Source organism: Thermomonas sp. S9, assembly GCF_024704365.1.
Taxonomy (GTDB): domain Bacteria; phylum Pseudomonadota; class Gammaproteobacteria; order Xanthomonadales; family Xanthomonadaceae; genus Thermomonas.
On sequence record NZ_JAJDFY010000001.1, the window covers coordinates 1,210,855 to 1,228,564 of the forward strand.

The window sequence follows — 17,710 nt, forward strand, 5'->3', positions numbered from 1 at the left end:
TACGACGCGGCGGCCGCGTGGGCCTGCCCGGGCGGCTAAAATGCGCGCATGGACACGCCTGCTCCCGATCGCTTCGGCCCCGAGCCCCGCCACGCCACCCGCCAGGTCGAGATCGGCGGGGTGAAGGTCGGCGGCGGCGCGCCGGTGGTGGTGCAGTCGATGACCAATACCGACACCGCCGATGTCGCCGCCACGGTGAAGCAGGTGGCCGACCTCTGGCGCGCCGGCTCCGAGCTGGTGCGGGTGACGGTGAACACCGCCGAGGCCGCGGCGGCGGTGCCGCGGATCGTGGAGAAGCTCGAACGGATGGGCATCCGCGTGCCGATCATCGGCGACTTCCACTACAACGGCCACACCCTGCTGGGGAACGAGCCGGCCTGCGCGCGCATGCTGGCGAAGTACCGCATCAACCCCGGCAACGTCGGCTTCGGCAAGAAGAAGGACACCCAATTCGCACAGCTGATCGAGTTCGCCATCGAATATGGCAAACCGGTGCGGATCGGCGCCAACTGGGGCTCGCTGGATCAGGCCCTGGCGGCGCGCCTGATGGACGAGAACGCCCGGCGTGCCGAGCCCTGGGACGCCGCGCGCGTCATGCGCGAGGCGCTGATCCTGTCCGCGCTGGAGTCGGCGCAGCGGGCGGTGGAGCTGGGCCTGCCCAAGGAGCGCATCGTGCTGAGCGCCAAGGTCAGCGGGGTGCAGGAGCTGATCGCGGTCTACCGCGACCTGGCCATGCGCAGCGACTTCGCCCTGCACCTGGGGCTGACCGAGGCCGGCATCGGCAGCAAGGGCATCGTGGCCTCCAGCGCGGCGCTGGCGGTGCTGCTGCAGGAAGGCATCGGCGACACCATCCGCGTCTCGCTCACCCCCCGAGCCGGGCGCCTCGCGCACCCAGGAAGTGGTGGTCGCGCAGGAGCTGCTGCAGACCATGGGCCTGCGCGCGTTCACCCCGATGGTCACCGCCTGCCCGGGCTGCGGTCGCACCACCTCCGAGTTCTTCCAGGAGCTGGCCGGCGTGGTGCAGAACCACGTGCGCGCGAAGATGCCGGAGTGGAAGATCAGCCACCCCGGCGCCGAGAACATGACGCTCGCCGTCATGGGCTGCGTGGTGAACGGGCCGGGCGAATCGCGCCATGCCAACATCGGCATCAGCCTGCCGGGCACCGGCGAGGCGCCGTCCGCGCCGGTGTTCATCGACGGCGAGAAGGCCACCACCCTGCGCGGCGACCGCATCGCCGAGGAATTCGTGGCGCTGATCGACGATTACGTGGACCGCCGCTACCGCGCCGCCCGCCACGACTGACGGCGCGGCATCCCGCCGCCGGCTACTTCGCGGTGGGCAGGTACTGCGCCGGCAGCGCCACTCCGGGGCTTTCGGCTTCCCACATCAGCGACACGATCCACCAGCGCCTGCCGTCGTTCATCAACTGGATCGTGTTGATGCCGCGCATCGGCGGGGCATCGCCGGCGACCTTGCCCTCGTAGGTGCTGAACACGTGCGCGATGTGGCCGAACCGCTCCGTGCGCCGCGCCAGCTCGCGCTCGTGGAAGCCGCGTTCGACCAGCAGCGGGCCGGACAGTGCGACGTAGTCGTTGACCGCCAGCAGGCGCATGCCGACGCTGCCGTCCGGGCGCACGCCCACCGGCATCATCCGCGCCTCGGGGATGAACAGCGAACGCAGCCGGTTCCAGTCGCGCGCCTGCCCGACGGGTCCGGAAATCACGTCGTAGAGCGCGGCGATGATCGCGTCGAGGCTGGCGACATCTTTCTCCGCGGCGGGCGGCACGCTGTAGTTGACGGGCTGCGGCGGGGGCGGCGTGGCCGGGGCGGTCTGCGCCGCCACCGGGGCGGCCAGGGCGGCGAGCAGCAGGAGCAGGGCAGGGCGCATCGGCGGGCTTCCGTGGTCAGGTGCGGCAGGAATACCACTGCCCGCCCGCGGCCACCCGTGCCGGAATGCACGGCCCGCGCCGGTTCAGACGCCCGGTTCGACCGCTTCGCTGGGCGCGCTGGTGCGCTGCTGGCGCGCGAGCTGCGCCTCGCGGTGGGCGATGTAGAAGGTGGAGCCGAGGATGATGCCGGCGCCGACGAGGGTGGCCGCATCCACCGTCTCGCCGAACAGCAGCCAGCCGGCCAGGCTCACCACCGGCAGCTGCATGAAGCTGATCGGGGTGAGCGCGGACACGTCGCCGAGCTTCAGCGCGCGCGTCCACAGCAGTTGCCCCACCGTGCCCATCGCCCCGGTGGCCGCCAGCCACAGCCAGGCGATGCCGGTCGGCCGGTGCCAGTCCAGCAGCGAGGGCAGCAGCGACATCGGCACCCACAGCGCATAGGTCCAGAACACGATGGTGTCGGCCTCGTCAACCCGCGAGAGCTGCTTGATCTGGATCGCCACCAGCGCGCTCAGCACCGCCGCCGCCACCGCCACCAGGGTGCCCAGGCTGAAGGCATGCGACCACGGCCGCACGATCACCAGCACCCCGAGGAAGCCCAGCGCCACCGCGGTCCAGCGGCGCGCGCGCACGCGTTCGCCCAGCATCACGATGGCGGCGATGGTGACGAAGATCGGCGAGGAATACGCCAGCGAGATCGCCTGCGCCAGCGGCAGGTGGGCGATCGCCCAGAACCCGCAGAACATGCTGGCGATGCCGATCGCGGTGCGCACCAGGTAGCGCGGCAGGTGGCGGGTGTGCACGCGCGCGGCGAACGCGGCGGCCGGCCGCGGCTGGCGCAGCACCGGCAGGACCAGCATCGGCAGCAGCGCGAGGAAGCCGAAACTGTTGCGGAAGAACGCCACTTCCCAGGTCGGGATCGACTGCGATGCCAGCCGGATGAAGATGGCCATCAGCCCGAAGCCGAGCGTGCTTCCAAGCATCAGCAGCGCGGCGCGCGCGTGGGCGTTGCGCGGCGCGCTCACCAGCGGGCGCCCACGATCCGCGGCTCGGGTTCGATCGCCACCCCGAAGCGCGCCTGCACCGACGCGGCGATGCGCCGCGCCAGTTCCAGCAGTTGCAACCCGCTGGCCTGGCCGTGGTTGACCAGCACCAACGCGTGCTCGGCGGAGACGCCGGCATCGCCGTCGCGGTGGCCCTTCCAGCCGCACTGGTCGATCAGCCAGGCCGCGGACAGCTTGCGGCTGTCGTCACCGGCGCCGCGGAACACCGGCATGCCGGGATGCGTGGCCCGCAGCGCATCGGCCTGCGTGGCGGGCACGATCGGGTTCTTGAAGAAGCTGCCGGCGTTGCCGAGCACGGCCGGGTCGGGCAGCTTGCGGCGGCGGATGCGGATCACGGCTTCCGCCACCTGGCTGGCGCGCGGCGCGGCACCTGCGCCCATCGCGCGCAGTTCCTCGGCGATGCCGGCGTAGTCCAGCCGCGGCGTGAACAGGCGGCTCAGGCGGAACTCGACGGCCGTCACCAGGTAGCGATCCGGCTGCCGCTTGAACAGGGAATCGCGATAGCCGAAGGCGCAGTCGTTCGCGGCCAGCCGGGCGAACCTGCCGGTGGCGCGATCGAACGCCTCCACCGCGTGCACGGACTCGCGTACCTCCACCCCGTAGGCGCCGATGTTCTGGATCGGCGCGGCGCCCACGGTGCCTGGGATCAGGGCCAGGTTCTCCAGCCCGGCCAGGCCGTGGCCCAGCGTCCACAGCACGAAATCGTGCCAGACCACGCCGGCGTCGGCGCGCACGATGACGGCATCGCCGTCGTCCCCGAGCCGGGTGATCGCGCGGGCCTCCAGCGCCAGCACTGCTCCCGGGGGATCTGCGACCAGCAGCAGGTTGCTGCCGCCGCCGAGGATCAGCAGGTCCGGATCGCGCAGCATCGCATAGCCGAACAGCTCCGGCAGGACGGCGGAATCGCTTACCTCCACCAGCATGGGCGCGCGTGCGCGCACGCCGAAGGTGTTGCGCGCATCCAGCCGGGCGTGTTCGGTGATGCGGTAGCCGGGGCCGCGCAGGCTGCTCATTCCAGCGGAAGGTGACCGCGGCTGGGGGCTTCCTTGCGCCGGCGCAGGGCGTCCACGCATTCGCCGATCAGCGCCGGACCGCGGTACACCAGGCCGGTGTAGGTCTGCACCAGCACCGCGCCGGCGGCCTGCTTGGTGGCGGCGTCGGCCCCGTGCAGGATGCCGCCCACGCCGACCAACGGGATATCGTCGCGCAGGCGGGTGCGCAGCATGCGCAGCACGGTGGTGGCGCGCGACATCAGCGGCGCGCCGGACAGCCCGCCGGCCTGCTCGGCCAGCGGCGACTCCTCCACGCCTTCGCGCGCCAGGGTGGTGTTGGTGGCGATCACGCCGTCCACCTGCAGGTCGCCCAGCACGCGGCCGGCAGCGTCGATGTCGTTCTCCGACAGGTCGGGCGCGATCTTCACCAGCAGCGGCACGCGCCTGCCGTGGTGCGCCGCCAGCTTTTCCTGCTCCTCGCGCAGGGTGCCGACCAGCCGGCGCAGGGCCTGCTCTTCCTGCAACTCGCGCAGGCCGGCGGTGTTCGGCGAGGAGATGTTCACCGCCACGTAGTCGGCCACCGCGTACACCCGGCGCAGGCACAGCAGGTAGTCGGCCGCCGCGTCCTCGTTGGGGGTGTCCTTGTTCTTGCCGATGTTGATGCCGACCAGGCCGCTGCGGCGGCGCGCACGCTCGACGTTGCGCACCAGCACGTCCACGCCTTCGTTGTTGAAGCCCATGCGGTTGATCACCGCCTGCTGCGCGGGCAGTCGGAACAGGCGCGGGCGCGGGTTGCCCGGCTGCGGCAGCGGGGTCACCGTGCCCACCTCGACGAAGCCGAAGCCCAGCGCCAGCAGTGCATCCACGTGCGCGCCGTTCTTGTCCAGTCCGGCGGCCAGGCCGACCGGATTGGGGAAGGTCAGGCCGAAGGCCTTGGTCGGCAGCGGCCGTGGCGGGCTGGCCAGCAGCGGCGACAGGCCGCAGCGGTAGGCGGCTTCCAGCGCGGCGAGGCCGGCCCCATGTGCGCGTTCGCCGTCGAGGGCGAACAGGAACGGGCGGGAGAGCGCGTACAAGCCGTCAGTGCCCCGCGAAGGCCAGCAGCGCCGCCAGCCCGCCGAAGAACAGGATCGCCGCGGCCACCGCCAGCACCCCCAGCCCGATCACCAGATAGCCCATCACCAGCCCGGCGACTGCCAGCCCGTCGCCTTCCAGCGCCTGCGGCGCGCGCCGGATCTCGGCGCGGGCCAGGTGGCCGCATACGATCGCCACCACGCTGCCGAGGACAGGCAGCAGGGTCCAGCCGAGGATGCCGGCGACCAGGCTGACCACGGCCAGCGCGCTGGTTTGGCGAGGGGTGGCGTTCATGCGATGGGTCTCCCGTTGGCGGCCTCGAGGGTATCCCGCTCGCGGCCGCACGGGCCGGGCGGTTACAGGTCGAACTTGATGCCCTGGGCCAGCGGCAGGGCGTCAGAATAATTGATTGTATTGGTCTGGCGGCGCATATAGGCCTTCCAGGCGTCGGAACCGGATTCGCGGCCGCCGCCGGTCTCCTTCTCGCCGCCGAACGCGCCGCCGATCTCGGCGCCGCTGGTGCCGATGTTGACGTTGGCGATGCCGCAGTCGCTGCCGGCCGCCGACAGGAACGCCTCGGCGCGCTTGAGGTTGGTGGTGAAGATCGCCGAGCTCAGGCCCTGCGGGACCGCGTTCTGCATCGCGATGGCCTCGTCCAGCTCCGTGTACTTCATCACGTACAGGATCGGCGCGAAGGTCTCGTGCTGGACGATCTCGGCGTCGTTGCTCAGGCCGGTGATGATGGTGGGCAGCACGAAGTTGCCCGGGCGGTCGATCACCGCGCCGCCGGTTTCCACGGTGCCGCCCGCCGCCTTGGCCTTGGCGATGGCGTCGAGGTAGGCGTCCACGCCGTCCTGGCTGTTCAGCGGGCCCATCAGGTTGGCCGGGTCGGTGGGGTCGCCGATCTTCTTCTCCACCTGCTTGTAGGCGGCCACCAGCCTGGCCAGCACGTCGGCGTAGATGGATGCGTGCACGATCAGGCGGCGGGTGGTGGTGCAGCGCTGGCCGGCGGTGCCCACCGCGCCGAACACGATGGCCGGGATGGCAAGCGCGAGGTCGGCGGTCTCGTCCACGATGATCGCGTTGTTGCCGCCCAGCTCCAGCAGGCTGCGGCCCATGCGGCGCGCCACGCGTTCGCCGACCATGCGGCCGACCCTGGTCGAGCCGGTGAAGCTGATCAGCGGGATGCGCGTGTCGTCCACGAACGCCGAAGCCAGCTCGGTGCCGGCATCGTTGAACAGGAAGAAGATGTCCGGGAAGCCGCCCTTGCGCAGCGCCTCATTGCAGATCTTCATCGCCGCGATCGCCGACAGCGGGGTCTTGGGCGAGGGCTTCCAGATCGAGATGTCGCCGCACACCGCCGCGATGAAGCTGTTCCAGGCCCAGACTGCGACCGGGAAGTTGAACGCCGAGATGATCCCGACCAGGCCCAGCGGGTGCCACTGCTCGTACATGCGGTGACCCGGGCGCTCGGAGTGCATGGTCAGGCCGTACAGCTGGCGCGACAGGCCGACGGCGAACTCGCCGATGTCGATCATCTCCTGCACCTCGCCGTCGCCTTCCGGCTTCGATTTGCCCATCTCCAGCGCGACCAGCGAGCCCAGCGCATCCTTGTGCGCGCGCAGCGCCTCGGCGCACAGGCGGATCGCCTCGCCACGCTTGGGGGGCCGGGGTGATGCGCCAGACCTTGAACGCGGCCTGGGCGCGGGCGACGATCAGGTCGTAGTCGGCCTGCGAGGACGCGTGCACGCGGCCCAGCACCTCGCCGGTGGTCGGGTTGACCGGCTCCAGCACGCCGGCGTCGCGGGTCTGCGACCATTCGCCGTTGCCGAGGTAGGTGCCGGATTCGACGGCGGCAAGGCCGAGTGCGGTGAGGACGGGGTGGGACATGGCGAACTCCGGAACGGGCGCGCCGGCGTGTGCCAGCGGCAGGGTGTATGAGAAATGGCGGCCCCGACACGATTCGAACGTGCGACCTTCCCCTTAGGAGGGGGACGCTCTATCCAGCTGAGCTACGGGGCCACGGCTCTTCATTATTGCAGCAGGAGCCGGATACGGCCAATCCGCCGGAAGAAATGGCGTTTCGATGGGAGTTTTATGGCGGTTCGCCGGCTTCGTTTTGCGGCTTTGCCGCCCGTGGCGCGGTCACTCCAGTTGCCGCGCCGCCGGACCCGCGATCGGGGTGAGGTGCAGGTCGCTGGCCTGGCCGTGCGCGGCGAATGCCGCCTGCATCGCGTTGCCCACCTGCGCGGCGTGCGCGGCCGTCTCGCACCAGGCGAATACGCTGGGGCCCGCCCCGGAAATGCTGGCGCCCAGCGCACCGGCGTCCAACGCGGCGCGTTTCACCGCGTCGAATCCGGGGATGAGCGGTGCGCGGCGGGGTTCCACCAGCACATCGCAGAGGCCGGCCCGCACCAGCGAAGGATCGCCGCGTTCACAACCCAGCAGCACCTGGGCGAGATTGGCGCTCTGCGCCACGAACTCGGGCAGCGCGTAGGCACCCTGCAGCACGCGCCGCGCCTGCCGGGTTTCCAGCACCGCATGCGGATGCACCACCGCCGCGTGCCAGGCCGCCGGCACCGCGATCGGCAGCAGGCGTTCGGGGGTGGCCAGCACCAGCCCGCCGGCCAGCATCGGGCCCACGTTGTCGCCGGTGTGGCCGCCGCTGGCCAGCGACTCCCCGGCCAGCGCCAGCGGATACAGCGCGGCGATGTCCAGCGGCGCGTCCAGCAGTGCGTTGGCGGCGACCAGCGCGGCCACGCAGGACGCCGCCGAACCGCCCATGCCGGAGCCGAGCGGGATGCCCTTGTCGAGCTCGATTTCGAAGCCGAACGGCAGCGCCAGCGCCTCACGCAGCGCCATGAGTGCGGCCCCGGCGGTGTTGCGCTCCGGCTCCCGCGGCAAGTCGCGGACGCAGCCGCGGATGGCCGCGATGCGCACCGTCGGCGCGTCGATGCAGCGCACCGTGGCGGTGTCGCCGATGCCGGCGATGGGATGCCCCAGCAGGTCGAAGCCCACGCCGACATTGCCCACCGAGCCGGGGGAGAACGCGCGGGCCTGCGCAGCGCCGCTCATGCCGTCGGGTCCGCCGCGGCGCGGGCATCGCCGCTGCGGGCGTCCACCACCACGGTCGCGGTCATGTCGGCGGTGACGTTGCCCACCGTCGCCAGCACGTCCGGGATGGCATCCACCGCCATCAGCACCGGCAGCGGGGCGACCGGCAGGCCCATCGCGGAGGTGACCGGCAGGTTGGTGGCGAGGAAGATCGCCTGCCCTGGCAGGCCCACCGAGCCCATGCTCACCAGCACGGCCAGCGCCACGCCGGTGGCCAGCTGCGCGGCGGTCAGGTCCACCCCCAGCGCCCAGGCGATGAAGCTGGCGGTGGCCAGGTACTGGATTGGCGAGGCGATGCGGAACAGCGACACCGCCATCGGCAGCACCAGTCCGGACACGCGCGCGGGGATGCCCAGCCGGTGCTGCGCGCTGTCCAGCATCGCCGGCAGGGTGGCCAGCGAGGACTGCGTGCTGGCCGCGACCGCCTGCACCGGCACCAGCCCGGCCACGAAATGGCGGAAGCGGCACTTGCCCACCGTGACCGCCACGGCGATCAGCAGCACCACCGCCAGCGCGTACAGCGCGCATTCCAGCAGGATGTAGATGCCCAGCGCCTGCAGCATCCCTAAGCCGGCGCGCGCGGCGAGCGCCAGCACCAGTGCGAAGATGCCCAGCGGCGCGGCGAGCAGCACCCAGTGCACGATCACGATCATGGCGTCGCTGATCGCCTTCAGCAGGCCGACCATCTGCGCGCGCGGCGCGGCCTCGAGCCGGGTCAGGGCGAACCCGAAGAACAGCGCGAAGCTCACCAGCGGCAGCATCGCGCTGGCCGCGGCGGCGGCGATGGCGTTGCCCGGGATCAGTGCGGTGAGGGCCTCCGCCCAGCCGCCGGAAGCGGTGGGCAGCGCCTCCCCGTGCCCACGCAGGGCGGCGGCCACCGTCGGGTCGGGCGTCAGCTGCGCCAGCGCCAGCGGTGCCAGCAGCGCGGTCATCGCGCCGGCGGCGGCGAGCAGCACGACGAACGTCAGGATCGCCCGCCGCGCCACCCGGCCGGAATGCGCGGCGTCGCTGGCCTGGTTGATGCCCACCACCACCAGCGCGAACACCAGCGGCACCACGGTCATCTGCAGGGCGTTGAGCCACAGCTTGCCGAACGGCTCGACGACGGCGGCGATGCGCAGCCCCAGGTCGGGCGCCTGCCAGGCCAGCAGGAGGCCGATCAGGAGGCCGCCGGCAAGGCCGGCCAGGACGCGCGCGGTCTGGCTCATGGCGTGGCTCCCGGCGGCAGCACGTCGGTGCGGGACAGGGGCGGCAGTGCCGCCGGCAGGCGAATCGGCATCGGGCATCCGGGCGGGAAGAGGCAGGCCCGCAAGCATGCCGCAGGCGCGGCGCGCGGTCATCCTCCGGCGCGCCTGCGTCTTACCCGGTGCGACCCGCGCCGGCTACAGTGGCGGTCTGTCCGTTCCGTGAGCCGCCATGTCCAAGGCCAGCAGCAAGCCCCGTACCGCCTACGTTTGCAGCGAATGCGGCGCCGATTACCCGAAATGGCAGGGTCAATGCGAGGCCTGCGGCGCGTGGAACACGCTCTCGGAGATCGCGCTGGAGCCGGCGGCGCAGGCCAGGTCGCCGGCTGCACGCCGCAGCGGCTGGGCCGGCAAGGTGGATGCGCCCGAGATCATGGCGCTGGCCGAGGTGCGGCTGGAAGCGCAGGTGCGCACCTCGACCGGGATCGGCGAGTTCGACCGCGTGCTCGGTGGCGGCCTGGCCGAGGGCGCGGTGGTGCTGGTCGGCGGCGACCCGGGGATCGGCAAGTCCACCCTGCTGCTGCAGGCGCTGGCGAAAATGGCGCCGAGCCTGCCGGGGCTGTACGTCACCGGCGAGGAGTCGCTGGCGCAGGTGGCCGGCCGCGCGCAGCGCCTCGGGCTGCCGCTGGACGGGCTCAAGGCGCTGGCCGAGACCTGCGTCGAGCGCATCCTCGGGCACGCCATCGCCGCGAGGCCGCGGCTGCTGATCGCCGATTCGATCCAGACCCTGTGGACGGAGACCCTGACCGCCGCGCCGGGCTCGGTGTCGCAGGTGCGCGAATCCGCCGCGCGCCTGGTGCGCTATGCCAAGGAGACCGGCACCGCGGTATTCCTGGTCGGGCACGTGACCAAGGAGGGCGGCATCGCCGGCCCGCGCGTGCTGGAGCACATGGTGGATGCGGTGCTGTATTTCGAAGGCGATTCCGGCAGCCGCTTCCGGGTGCTGCGCGCGTTCAAGAACCGCTTCGGCGCGGTCAACGAGCTGGGCGTGTTCGCGATGTCCGACGCCGGCCTGCGCGAGGTGGCCAACCCGTCCGCGATCTTCCTTTCCGGCATGGGCGCGTCGCAGCCAGGCAGTTGCGTGATGGTCACGCGCGAAGGCACCCGCCCGCTGCTGGTGGAGGTGCAGGCGCTGGTCGATGCCTCGCCGCTGTCCAACCCGCGGCGCGTGGTCGTCGGGCTGGAAGGCAACCGGCTGGCGCTGCTGCTGGCGGTGCTGCACCGCCACGGCGGGGTGATGGTGGGCGACCAGGACGTGTTCGTGAACGTGGTCGGCGGCATCCGCGTGCAGGAAACCGCGGCCGACCTGCCGGTGCTGCTGGCGGTGCTGTCCTCGCTGCGCGACCGCCCGCTGGCGGAGAAGACGGTGGCGTTCGGCGAAGTCGGCTTGTCCGGGGAGATCCGCCCGGTGCCGAACGGCGAGGAGCGCCTGCGCGAGGCCGCCTCGCACGGTTTCCGGCGCGCGATCGTGCCGCGCGCCAACGCGCCCAGATCCAGCCGCTACAAGGGCATGGAGGTGGTTGCGGTGGAGCGCCTGGCGGAGGCGCTGGAGCAGGCCTGACGCTCGCGCCTGGCCACGCTCAGGGGCGCAGCAGGACCTTGCCGGGGCGTCCCGGGCGCAGGCTGGCGGCCGCCGCCTGGGCGATGTCGGCGAGGTCGTGGATCGCATCCACCGGCAGCCGTAGTTCGCCGGCCAGGGTGCGCTGCAGCAGTTCGCCCACCAGCCGGCGGCGGTCCTCGGCGGACAGGGCCTGGCTCGCCTTGCTGCCCCAGAATCCCTTCACGACGGCCTGCTTGAAGATCAGGTCGGCGGGCGAGAGCTGCATCGGCTCGCCGGTCAGCGCGCCGAACGACACCAGCACGCCGCCCTCGCCGAGCAGCGCCAGCAGCGCGCCACTGGCGCGGCCGCCGACCGAGTCGATCGCCGCCTGCGCCAGCCCCGGCCCGGTGATCGCGCGCACCTGCTGCATCCAGTCCGCGTGCGCGCTGCAGACCACGTGCGCGAGCCCAAGCGCGGTGAGTGCGGCGACGCCTTCCTCGCGGCGCACGATGTTGACCACCCGCAGGCCGCGCGCGCCGGCCAGCATCGCCAGCGCCTTGCCGACCGCGCCGTTGGCCGCGTTCTGCACGATCCACGCGCCGGCCGGCAGCGCCAGCGTCTCCAGCAGCATCAGCGCGCTCAGCGGCATCGCCATCAGCTGCGCCGCGGTTTCGTCGGGGATGCCGTCCGGCAGCGGCACCGTCATCCGCGCCGGCGCGATGAAGTACTCGGCCCAGGTGCCGCGCCCGGCCGGGGTGACCACGCGCTGGCCGACCGCCAGGCCTTCCACGCCTTCGCCCAGCGCGTCCACGATGCCGACCGCCTCGCTGCCGCCGATCGCCGGCAGCGCGGGCCGGTAGCCGTACTGGCCGCGCACCGTGAGCAGGTCGTGGTTGTGGATCGGCGCCAGCAGGGTGCGGATGCGCAGCTCGCCTGCCTGCGGCTGCGGCAGCGGGGCATCGCCCAGGGCCAGCACCTGGGTGGGATCGCCGAAGCTCTGGTAGAGGGCGCTGCGCATGTGGGGTTCTCCTGCGGGATGTGGATGGGTGCGAGGTTCAATGCCCGCCGGCCGCGGCGCCGCCGGCCTTGGCCGAGAACGGCGGCCTGGCCAGCCAGACGAACGCGATCACCAGCAGGAAGATGATGCCCAGCAGGTGGAAGATCTCGTTGAAGCCGATCTGCGTGGCCTGGTTGGCGATCATCCGGTCGAGCATGAACGCGCCGCGCTGGAGGTCGCCGCCGCCGAGGCGGGTGGCGGTGTCCAGCATGGCCGGATCATACGCGCCGATGTGCTCGGTCAGGTGCGCGTGGTGCAGGGTGCCGCGCTCGGTCCACGCGTAGGTGGTCAGCGAGGCGGCGAAGCTGCCGCCCAGGGTGCGCATGAAGGTGGCCAGGCCGGAGCCGGCGGCGATCTCGTGCGGTTCCAGATCGGACAGCAGGATCTGCAGCACCGGCATGAAGAACAGCGCCACGCCCAGGCCCTGGAACAGCTGCACCAGCGCCACGTGCTGGAAGTTCACGTCGAGGTTGAAATGCGAGCGTGCGAAGCTGGTGAGCGACATCGCCACGAACGCGAAGCTGGCCAGCATGCGCAGGTCGAAGCGGTGCGCGTACTTGCCCACGAACGGGGTGAGCAGCACCGGCAGGATGCCGATCGGCGCGGTCGCGAAGCCCGCCCAGATCGCGGTGTAGCCGAGGTTGCGCTGCAGCCACAGCGGCACCAGGATGCCGACGCTGAAGAACGCCGCGTAGGCCACCACCATCGCCGCGGTGCCGGCGCTGAAGTTGCGGTGGCGGAACAGCCGCAGGTTCACGATCGGGTCCTTGTCGGTCAGCTCCCAGATCACGAACATCACCAGCGCGACCGCGGCCACGATCGCCAGCACCACGATGGTGGTGGAGTTGAACCAGTCCTCGTCGTTGCCGAGGTCGAGCAGGATCTGCAGCGCGCCCACGCCCAGCACCAGCGTGGCCAGGCCGATGTAGTCCATCTTCGGCTTCTCCAGCCGCTCCGGGCGGCCCTTCAGCTGGCGGCCCACCACCACGCTGGAGAAGATGCCGATCGGCACGTTGATGAAGAAGATCCATTCCCAGCTGTAGTTGTCGGTGATCCAGCCGCCGAGGATCGGCCCGGCGATCGGCGCCACCACCGTCACCATCGCCAGCAGGGCGATGGCCTGCCCGCGCTTGGCCGGCGGGTAGATCGACAGCAGCAGCGCCTGGGTCACCGGGTACATCGGCCCGGCGACGAAGCCCTGCAGTGCGCGCGCGGTCACCAGCAGGCCCATCGAGTGGGCGATGCCGCACAGGAACGACGCCATCACGAACGCCAGCGTGGACCACATGAACAGCTTGCGTTCGCCAAACTTGCGGGTGAGCCAGCCGGTCAGCGGCAGCGCGATGGCGTTGCTGACCGCGAACGAGGTGATCACCCAGGTCGCCTGGTTGGCGCTGCCGCCGAGGTTGCCCGAGATGGTGGGCAGCGAGACGTTGGCGATGGTGGTGTCCAGCACCTGCATGAAGCTGGCCAGCGCCAGCCCCAGCGTGGTCAGGGCCACGTTGGGCGGGCGGAAATCGGAGGGCTTCGCCGCGGCCTCGGGGCCGGGCGGCAGACCCATCGATTCTTCTTCCTGGGCGATGGAGTTGGCCATGGGTCGGTGCTTGCGGGAGAAGGTGCAGGAGCGGCGGCATGGTGGCCGCCGGCATCGGGACGCCCGTCACCCGGAGGGGGGAGGGGAGGTGGCGCAGCGCCCCGGCGCGACTCCTGCGCAAGGGAGTCAGGACGCGTGGCCCTGCGGCAGGTTGCGGGCGATCACGGCGTCGATCAGCGCATCCGCCTCGTGCAGCTGGCGGCCATAGGCGTCGGTGGTCAGCACCGGCTTGTCGGCGGTGGCCGCCGGCAGCACCGGGCCGTCCTGGTCGTGCACGTCCACGATCACGTTCATGCTCATGCCCAGCCGCAGCGGGTGCTGGCGCAGCTGCCCGGGGTCGAGTTCCACCCGCACCGGGATGCGCTGCACGATCTTGATCCAGTTGCCGCTGGCGTTCTGCGCCGGCAGCAGGGCGAAGGCGCTGCCGGTGCCCATGCCGAGGCTGGCCAGGCGGCCCTTGAACTCCACCGCGCCTCCGTACATGTCTGCGGTCAGGGTCACCGGCTGCCCCAGGCGCATGTCGTGCAGCTGGGTTTCCTTGAAGTTGGCATCCACCCACACCTGGTCCAGCGGCACCACCGTCATCAGCGGGGTGCCCGGCTGCACGCGCTGGCCCAGCTGCACACTGCGCTTGGCGACGAAGCCGTCCACCGGGGCCACGATCGCCGCGCGCCGCAGGTTCAGGTAGGCCAGGCGCAGCTGGGCGGCCGCGGCCTGCACCTGCGGCTGGCTGGCCACGGTGGTGGCATCCACCAGCGCGCGGCTGCGCGAGAGTTGTCCGCGCGAGGCCGACAGCGCGGCCTCGGCCGCCTGCAGCTGGGCCTGTGCATGCGCCAGTTCCTCGGGCGAGACCGCGCCGCTGGCGACCAGGTCGCGGCGGCGGGCCACGTCGGCGCGCGCCTGCTGCAGCGCCACTTCGCGCGCGGCGATGTCGGCCTGCGCGCTGTCTGCGCTGCTGTACAGGCCGCGCACCTGGCGCACGATGGCGGCGAGGTTGGCCTCGGCCTGCGCCAGCGCGACCTTGGCGTCGTTCGGATCCAGCTGCACCAGCACCTGGCCGGCCTTCACCCGCATGCCGTCGTCGGCGTTGATCGCTACCACCGTGCCCATGGTCTGCGGGGTGATGCTGACGATGTTGCCCTGCACGTAGGCGTCGTCGGTGTCCTGGCGCCAGCGCGCCACCAGCAGGTAGTAGGCCAGCCAGGCGATCCCGGCGATGACCAGCACGGCCAGCACCACCAGCAGCGCGCGCCGGCGCTTGCCGTTGCCGGGAGTGGCGGGGGACGGCGACGGCGGCAGCGGGGCGGCCGGGCCGGTGGACGAGTTCGGGGTGGTTTCGGTGGTCATGGCGGGGGTCAGTCGGAGACGGTGGAATCGGGGGGCGCACGGCGATGCCGCCACCGAGTGCCTGTTCGAGATCGACCGCGGCGATCCGGCGCTGCGCGCGCAGCGCCGCCAGTTGCTGGTCGAGTTGCAGCAGCGGGCGCTGCGCGGCGAGCACATCGAGCTGGGTGGCGATGCCGGCGCGCTGGCGCTGGAGCACCAGCGCGTGGGCCTTGCCGGCGGCCTCGCGGGCGGCACGCGCCTGCGCGATCTGGGCATCCAGCGTGCGTGCCGCCTGCACGGCGTCGGCCACTTCGCGGATCGCGCCGAGCAGGGTCTGGTTGTAGCTGGCCACCGCCAGGTCGTAGTCGGCGGTGCTGCCGCGCAGCTGCGCCCGCAGGCGGCCGCCCTCGAAGATCGGCAGGCTCAGCGCGGGGCCGCCGTACAGCAGCAGGGACTTGCTGCCGAACAGGTCGCCGAGGTTGCCGGCGGCCACCCCCGCCAGCGCGGACAGGTTGATGGTGGGATAGAACGCGGCCTTGCTGGCGTCGATCCCGCGACGCGCGGCGTCCACCCGCCAGCGCGCGGCGGCCACGTCCGGGCGGTGCGCCAGCAGGTCGCTGGGCAGGATCGAGGGCGGCGCCACGTCCGGCAGCTGCAGCTGCGGGCGGGCGATCGCCAGGCCGCGGTCGGGGCCGGCTCCGGCCAGTGCCGCCAGCGCGTTGCGCAGGGCGTCGATCTGCTGCTGCGCGGCCTGCATCTGCTGGCGTGCGGCGCGCGCGGTGCCGCGGTTCTGTTCCAGGGTGATGCCGTTGTCCAGCCCGGCGCGCACGCGCTGCTCGCCCAGCGCCACCAGCGCATCGGCGCGCGCGGCCTCGGCCTCGGCGGCCTCGCGCGCGTCGAACGCCTGCGCCAGCGCGATGTAGGTGCGGGTGACGTTCGCCGCCAAGGTCAAGCGCGCGGCCTGGGCCTCGATGTCGGCGGCGCGGGCATTGCCCACCGCGGCCTGCCACTTGGCGCGCGATTCGCCCCAGAAATCGGGGTTCCACGCCGCGTCCATGGTCAGCACCTGGGCGAGGTTGAACGTGCCGCCGACCGGTGCCGGGGCCAGCGTCTGCGGCAATTCCAGGCCCTGCACCTGGACGCCCAGGCCCACGGTCGGGGTGCGCGCGGCGTCGGCCAGCGCGGCCTGCGCCTGCGCCTTGCGCGCCCGCGCGTCGGCGATCTCCAGCGAGGGGGCGCCGGCCAGGGCTTCGTCCACCAGGGCGTCCAGCTGCGGATCGCCGAAGTCACGCCACCACTGCAGCGCCGGCCAGTGGGCGGAAGGGGTGGAAGCGCCGGCCAGGCTGCGCCCGGCGGCGAGCGCGGCGGGCTCCCGCAGGTGCGCCTGCGGCGTGATCCCGGCGGTGGAAGCACAGCCGGCAGCCAGCAAGGCGCCCGCCAGCGCGGCGGCGAGGGGAAGGGGTCGGGACATGGGTCAGTCCGTGGCGAGGAGGTTGTCGCGGGCCTGTTCCAGCAGGCGGGTGAGCTGCGCGCGGGTGGCTTCGTCCATGCCGCGCAGGGCGCGTTCGCGCACACGCCGACCGCACTGGTCCACGTCGCTCCACAGGGCGCGGCCGGCCTCGGTCAGGTGGATATGCAGGGCGCGGCGATCGTTGGGGTCGGCCGACCGCGCCAGCAGGCCGCGTGCTTCGAGCTTGTCCAGCAGCCGGGTCATGGCCCCGGGGTTGAGATCGGCGGCGCGCGCCAGATCGGTGACGCTGGCGCTGCCGTCGTTGGCCAGCTGCTTGATCGCGATGTACTGGCTGAAGGTCAGTTCATGGCCGGCCGCGGCCAGCTCGCGCTCCATCCGCGCCCACATGGCGTCGCGCACTTGCCGGAACAGCAAGCCGAGGGCGGAGCCGGTGCATGCCTCGACGGGGCTGGCGGGAGTCATCATGGGCGCACATTCTGTTAGCCCATGCAATAGTTGTCAAGGCAAATATTCAGTCCGCAAACGTGTCCGCGCGCCCATTCAGCGGGCAGTTCAGCCGGCCCGGCGCAGCACCAGCTCCAGCACGAACTTGCTGCCGAAGAAGGCCAGCACCAGCAGCGCCATCGCCGCCAGCGTCCAGCGCACCGCGGTGGCGCCGCGCCAGCCGTGCCGCCAGCGCCCCAGCAGCAGGGCACCGAACGCCAGCCACGACAGCACGCTGAGCACGGTCTTGTGCACCAGGTGCTGGGCCAGCAGGTTTTCGACGAACAGCACGCCGGTCAGCAGGGTGGCACTGAGCAGCACGAAGCCGACGGCGATCGTGCGGAACAGCAGCGTCTCCAGCTCGGTCAGCGGCGGCAGCGCGCGCAGCCAGGCGTGGAATTCGCGCCGGCGCAGCGCGCGCTCCTGCGCCCACAGGAAGATCGCCAGCACCGCCGCCAGCGCCAGGGTGGCGTAGGCCAGCAGGGCCAGCCAGGCGTGCAGCTGCAGGCGCCAGTCGAGCCGGCTGGCGGTATCGGCATGGCCATAGAGCAGATAGCCAAGCAGGGACAGCGCGGACAGCGGGAATACCACGATGCCCAGCGCCGGCATCCGCCCGCCGGCGCCGTAGATGGCGGTCAGCGCGGCCATCCCGATCCCCACCAGCGACAGCGCGGCGAAGAAATGCATGTCCGGCCCCTGCAGCAGGCGCCAGGCCTCGACGTGGGTCTCGGCGTGGAACAGCAGCGCCAGCGTCGCCACCGGCACCCAGCCGCGCGTCTGCGCATGGCCGCCGGCCGCCGTGCGCCACAGCAGGACAGTCGCGACCAGGTACAGGGCGATGGCGATTGCAGGTATCAGCATCCT

The 17,710-nt window shown here is 72.1% G+C and carries 13 protein-coding genes, 1 tRNA gene and 3 pseudogenes; 2 read left to right on the forward strand and 15 right to left on the reverse strand.

The window, feature by feature from the left end; translation table 11 throughout:
- Positions 1-48: 48 nt before the first annotated feature.
- Positions 49-1,303 (forward strand): annotated as a pseudogene (gene ispG / locus LJB71_RS06035) (flavodoxin-dependent (E)-4-hydroxy-3-methylbut-2-enyl-diphosphate synthase).
- Between the two features lie 22 nt (positions 1,304-1,325).
- Here the strand turns inward: ispG and LJB71_RS06040 are convergent.
- The 9 genes and pseudogenes from LJB71_RS06040 to LJB71_RS06080 all read right to left on the reverse strand — a co-directional run bounded on the left by LJB71_RS06040 (position 1,326) and on the right by LJB71_RS06080 (position 9,339).
- Positions 1,326-1,889, reverse strand: a complete 564-nt coding sequence (locus LJB71_RS06040; protein ID WP_259303469.1) for a hypothetical protein — start codon at positions 1,887-1,889, stop codon at positions 1,326-1,328.
- An 84-nt stretch (positions 1,890-1,973) separates the two neighbouring features.
- Entirely contained in the window at positions 1,974-2,918 is a 945-nt protein-coding gene (locus LJB71_RS06045; RefSeq protein WP_259304748.1) for a DMT family transporter, read from the reverse strand.
- Positions 2,912-3,967: a UDP-N-acetylmuramate dehydrogenase gene (gene murB / locus LJB71_RS06050; protein ID WP_259303470.1), complete on the reverse strand. Its 1,056-nt coding sequence runs from the start codon at positions 3,965-3,967 to the stop codon at positions 2,912-2,914. Before murB ends, LJB71_RS06045 begins: the two co-directional genes overlap by 7 nt.
- A complete protein-coding gene (locus tag LJB71_RS06055) occupies positions 3,964-5,019 on the reverse strand; it encodes a quinone-dependent dihydroorotate dehydrogenase (protein ID WP_259303471.1) in 1,056 nt (351 codons plus the stop codon). The genes murB and LJB71_RS06055 overlap by 4 nt, the downstream gene beginning before the upstream one ends.
- Before the next feature lie 4 nt (positions 5,020-5,023).
- Complete coding sequence (locus LJB71_RS06060) at positions 5,024-5,311, reverse strand: DUF4190 domain-containing protein (RefSeq protein WP_259303472.1); 288 nt, start codon at positions 5,309-5,311, stop codon at positions 5,024-5,026.
- A 62-nt stretch (positions 5,312-5,373) separates the two neighbouring features.
- A pseudogene (locus LJB71_RS06065) lies at positions 5,374-6,907 on the reverse strand (aldehyde dehydrogenase family protein).
- Between the two features lie 55 nt (positions 6,908-6,962).
- A tRNA-Arg gene (locus LJB71_RS06070) sits at positions 6,963-7,039 on the reverse strand.
- 123 nt (positions 7,040-7,162) lie between these two features.
- Positions 7,163-8,092, reverse strand: a complete 930-nt coding sequence (locus LJB71_RS06075; protein ID WP_259303473.1) for a homoserine kinase — start codon at positions 8,090-8,092, stop codon at positions 7,163-7,165.
- Positions 8,089-9,339 (reverse strand): dicarboxylate/amino acid:cation symporter, encoded by a 1,251-nt coding sequence (locus tag LJB71_RS06080; RefSeq protein ID WP_259303474.1) that lies wholly within the window; start codon positions 9,337-9,339, stop codon positions 8,089-8,091. The genes LJB71_RS06075 and LJB71_RS06080 overlap by 4 nt, the downstream gene beginning before the upstream one ends.
- Positions 9,340-9,547: 208 nt before the next feature.
- On the opposite strand from LJB71_RS06080, the gene radA reads away from it, so the two are divergent.
- Positions 9,548-10,936 (forward strand): DNA repair protein RadA, encoded by a 1,389-nt coding sequence (gene radA / locus LJB71_RS06085; protein ID WP_259303475.1) that lies wholly within the window; start codon positions 9,548-9,550, stop codon positions 10,934-10,936.
- Positions 10,937-10,955: 19 nt separating this feature from the next.
- Here radA and LJB71_RS06090 read toward each other — a convergent pair whose 3' ends face one another.
- The 6 genes and pseudogenes from LJB71_RS06090 to ccsA form a co-directional block, all read right to left on the reverse strand.
- On the reverse strand, positions 10,956-11,933 hold the full coding sequence (locus LJB71_RS06090) for a zinc-binding dehydrogenase (protein ID WP_259303476.1): 978 nt from the start codon (positions 11,931-11,933) through the stop codon (positions 10,956-10,958).
- 37 nt (positions 11,934-11,970) lie between these two features.
- Complete coding sequence (locus LJB71_RS06095; RefSeq protein WP_259304749.1) at positions 11,971-13,533, reverse strand: DHA2 family efflux MFS transporter permease subunit; 1,563 nt, start codon at positions 13,531-13,533, stop codon at positions 11,971-11,973.
- A gap of 159 nt (positions 13,534-13,692) precedes the next feature.
- On the reverse strand, positions 13,693-14,913 hold the full coding sequence (locus LJB71_RS06100) for an efflux RND transporter periplasmic adaptor subunit (protein ID WP_259303477.1): 1,221 nt from the start codon (positions 14,911-14,913) through the stop codon (positions 13,693-13,695).
- 106 nt (positions 14,914-15,019) lie between these two features.
- A pseudogene (locus LJB71_RS06105) lies at positions 15,020-16,363 on the reverse strand (efflux transporter outer membrane subunit); the annotation flags it as partial.
- Positions 16,364-16,366: 3 nt separating this feature from the next.
- On the reverse strand, positions 16,367-16,828 hold the full coding sequence (locus tag LJB71_RS06110; RefSeq protein ID WP_310649398.1) for a MarR family transcriptional regulator: 462 nt from the start codon (positions 16,826-16,828) through the stop codon (positions 16,367-16,369).
- Between the two features lie 87 nt (positions 16,829-16,915).
- Entirely contained in the window at positions 16,916-17,707 is a 792-nt protein-coding gene (ccsA, locus tag LJB71_RS06115) for a cytochrome c biogenesis protein CcsA (protein ID WP_259303478.1), read from the reverse strand.
- Positions 17,708-17,710 lie beyond the last annotated feature (3 nt).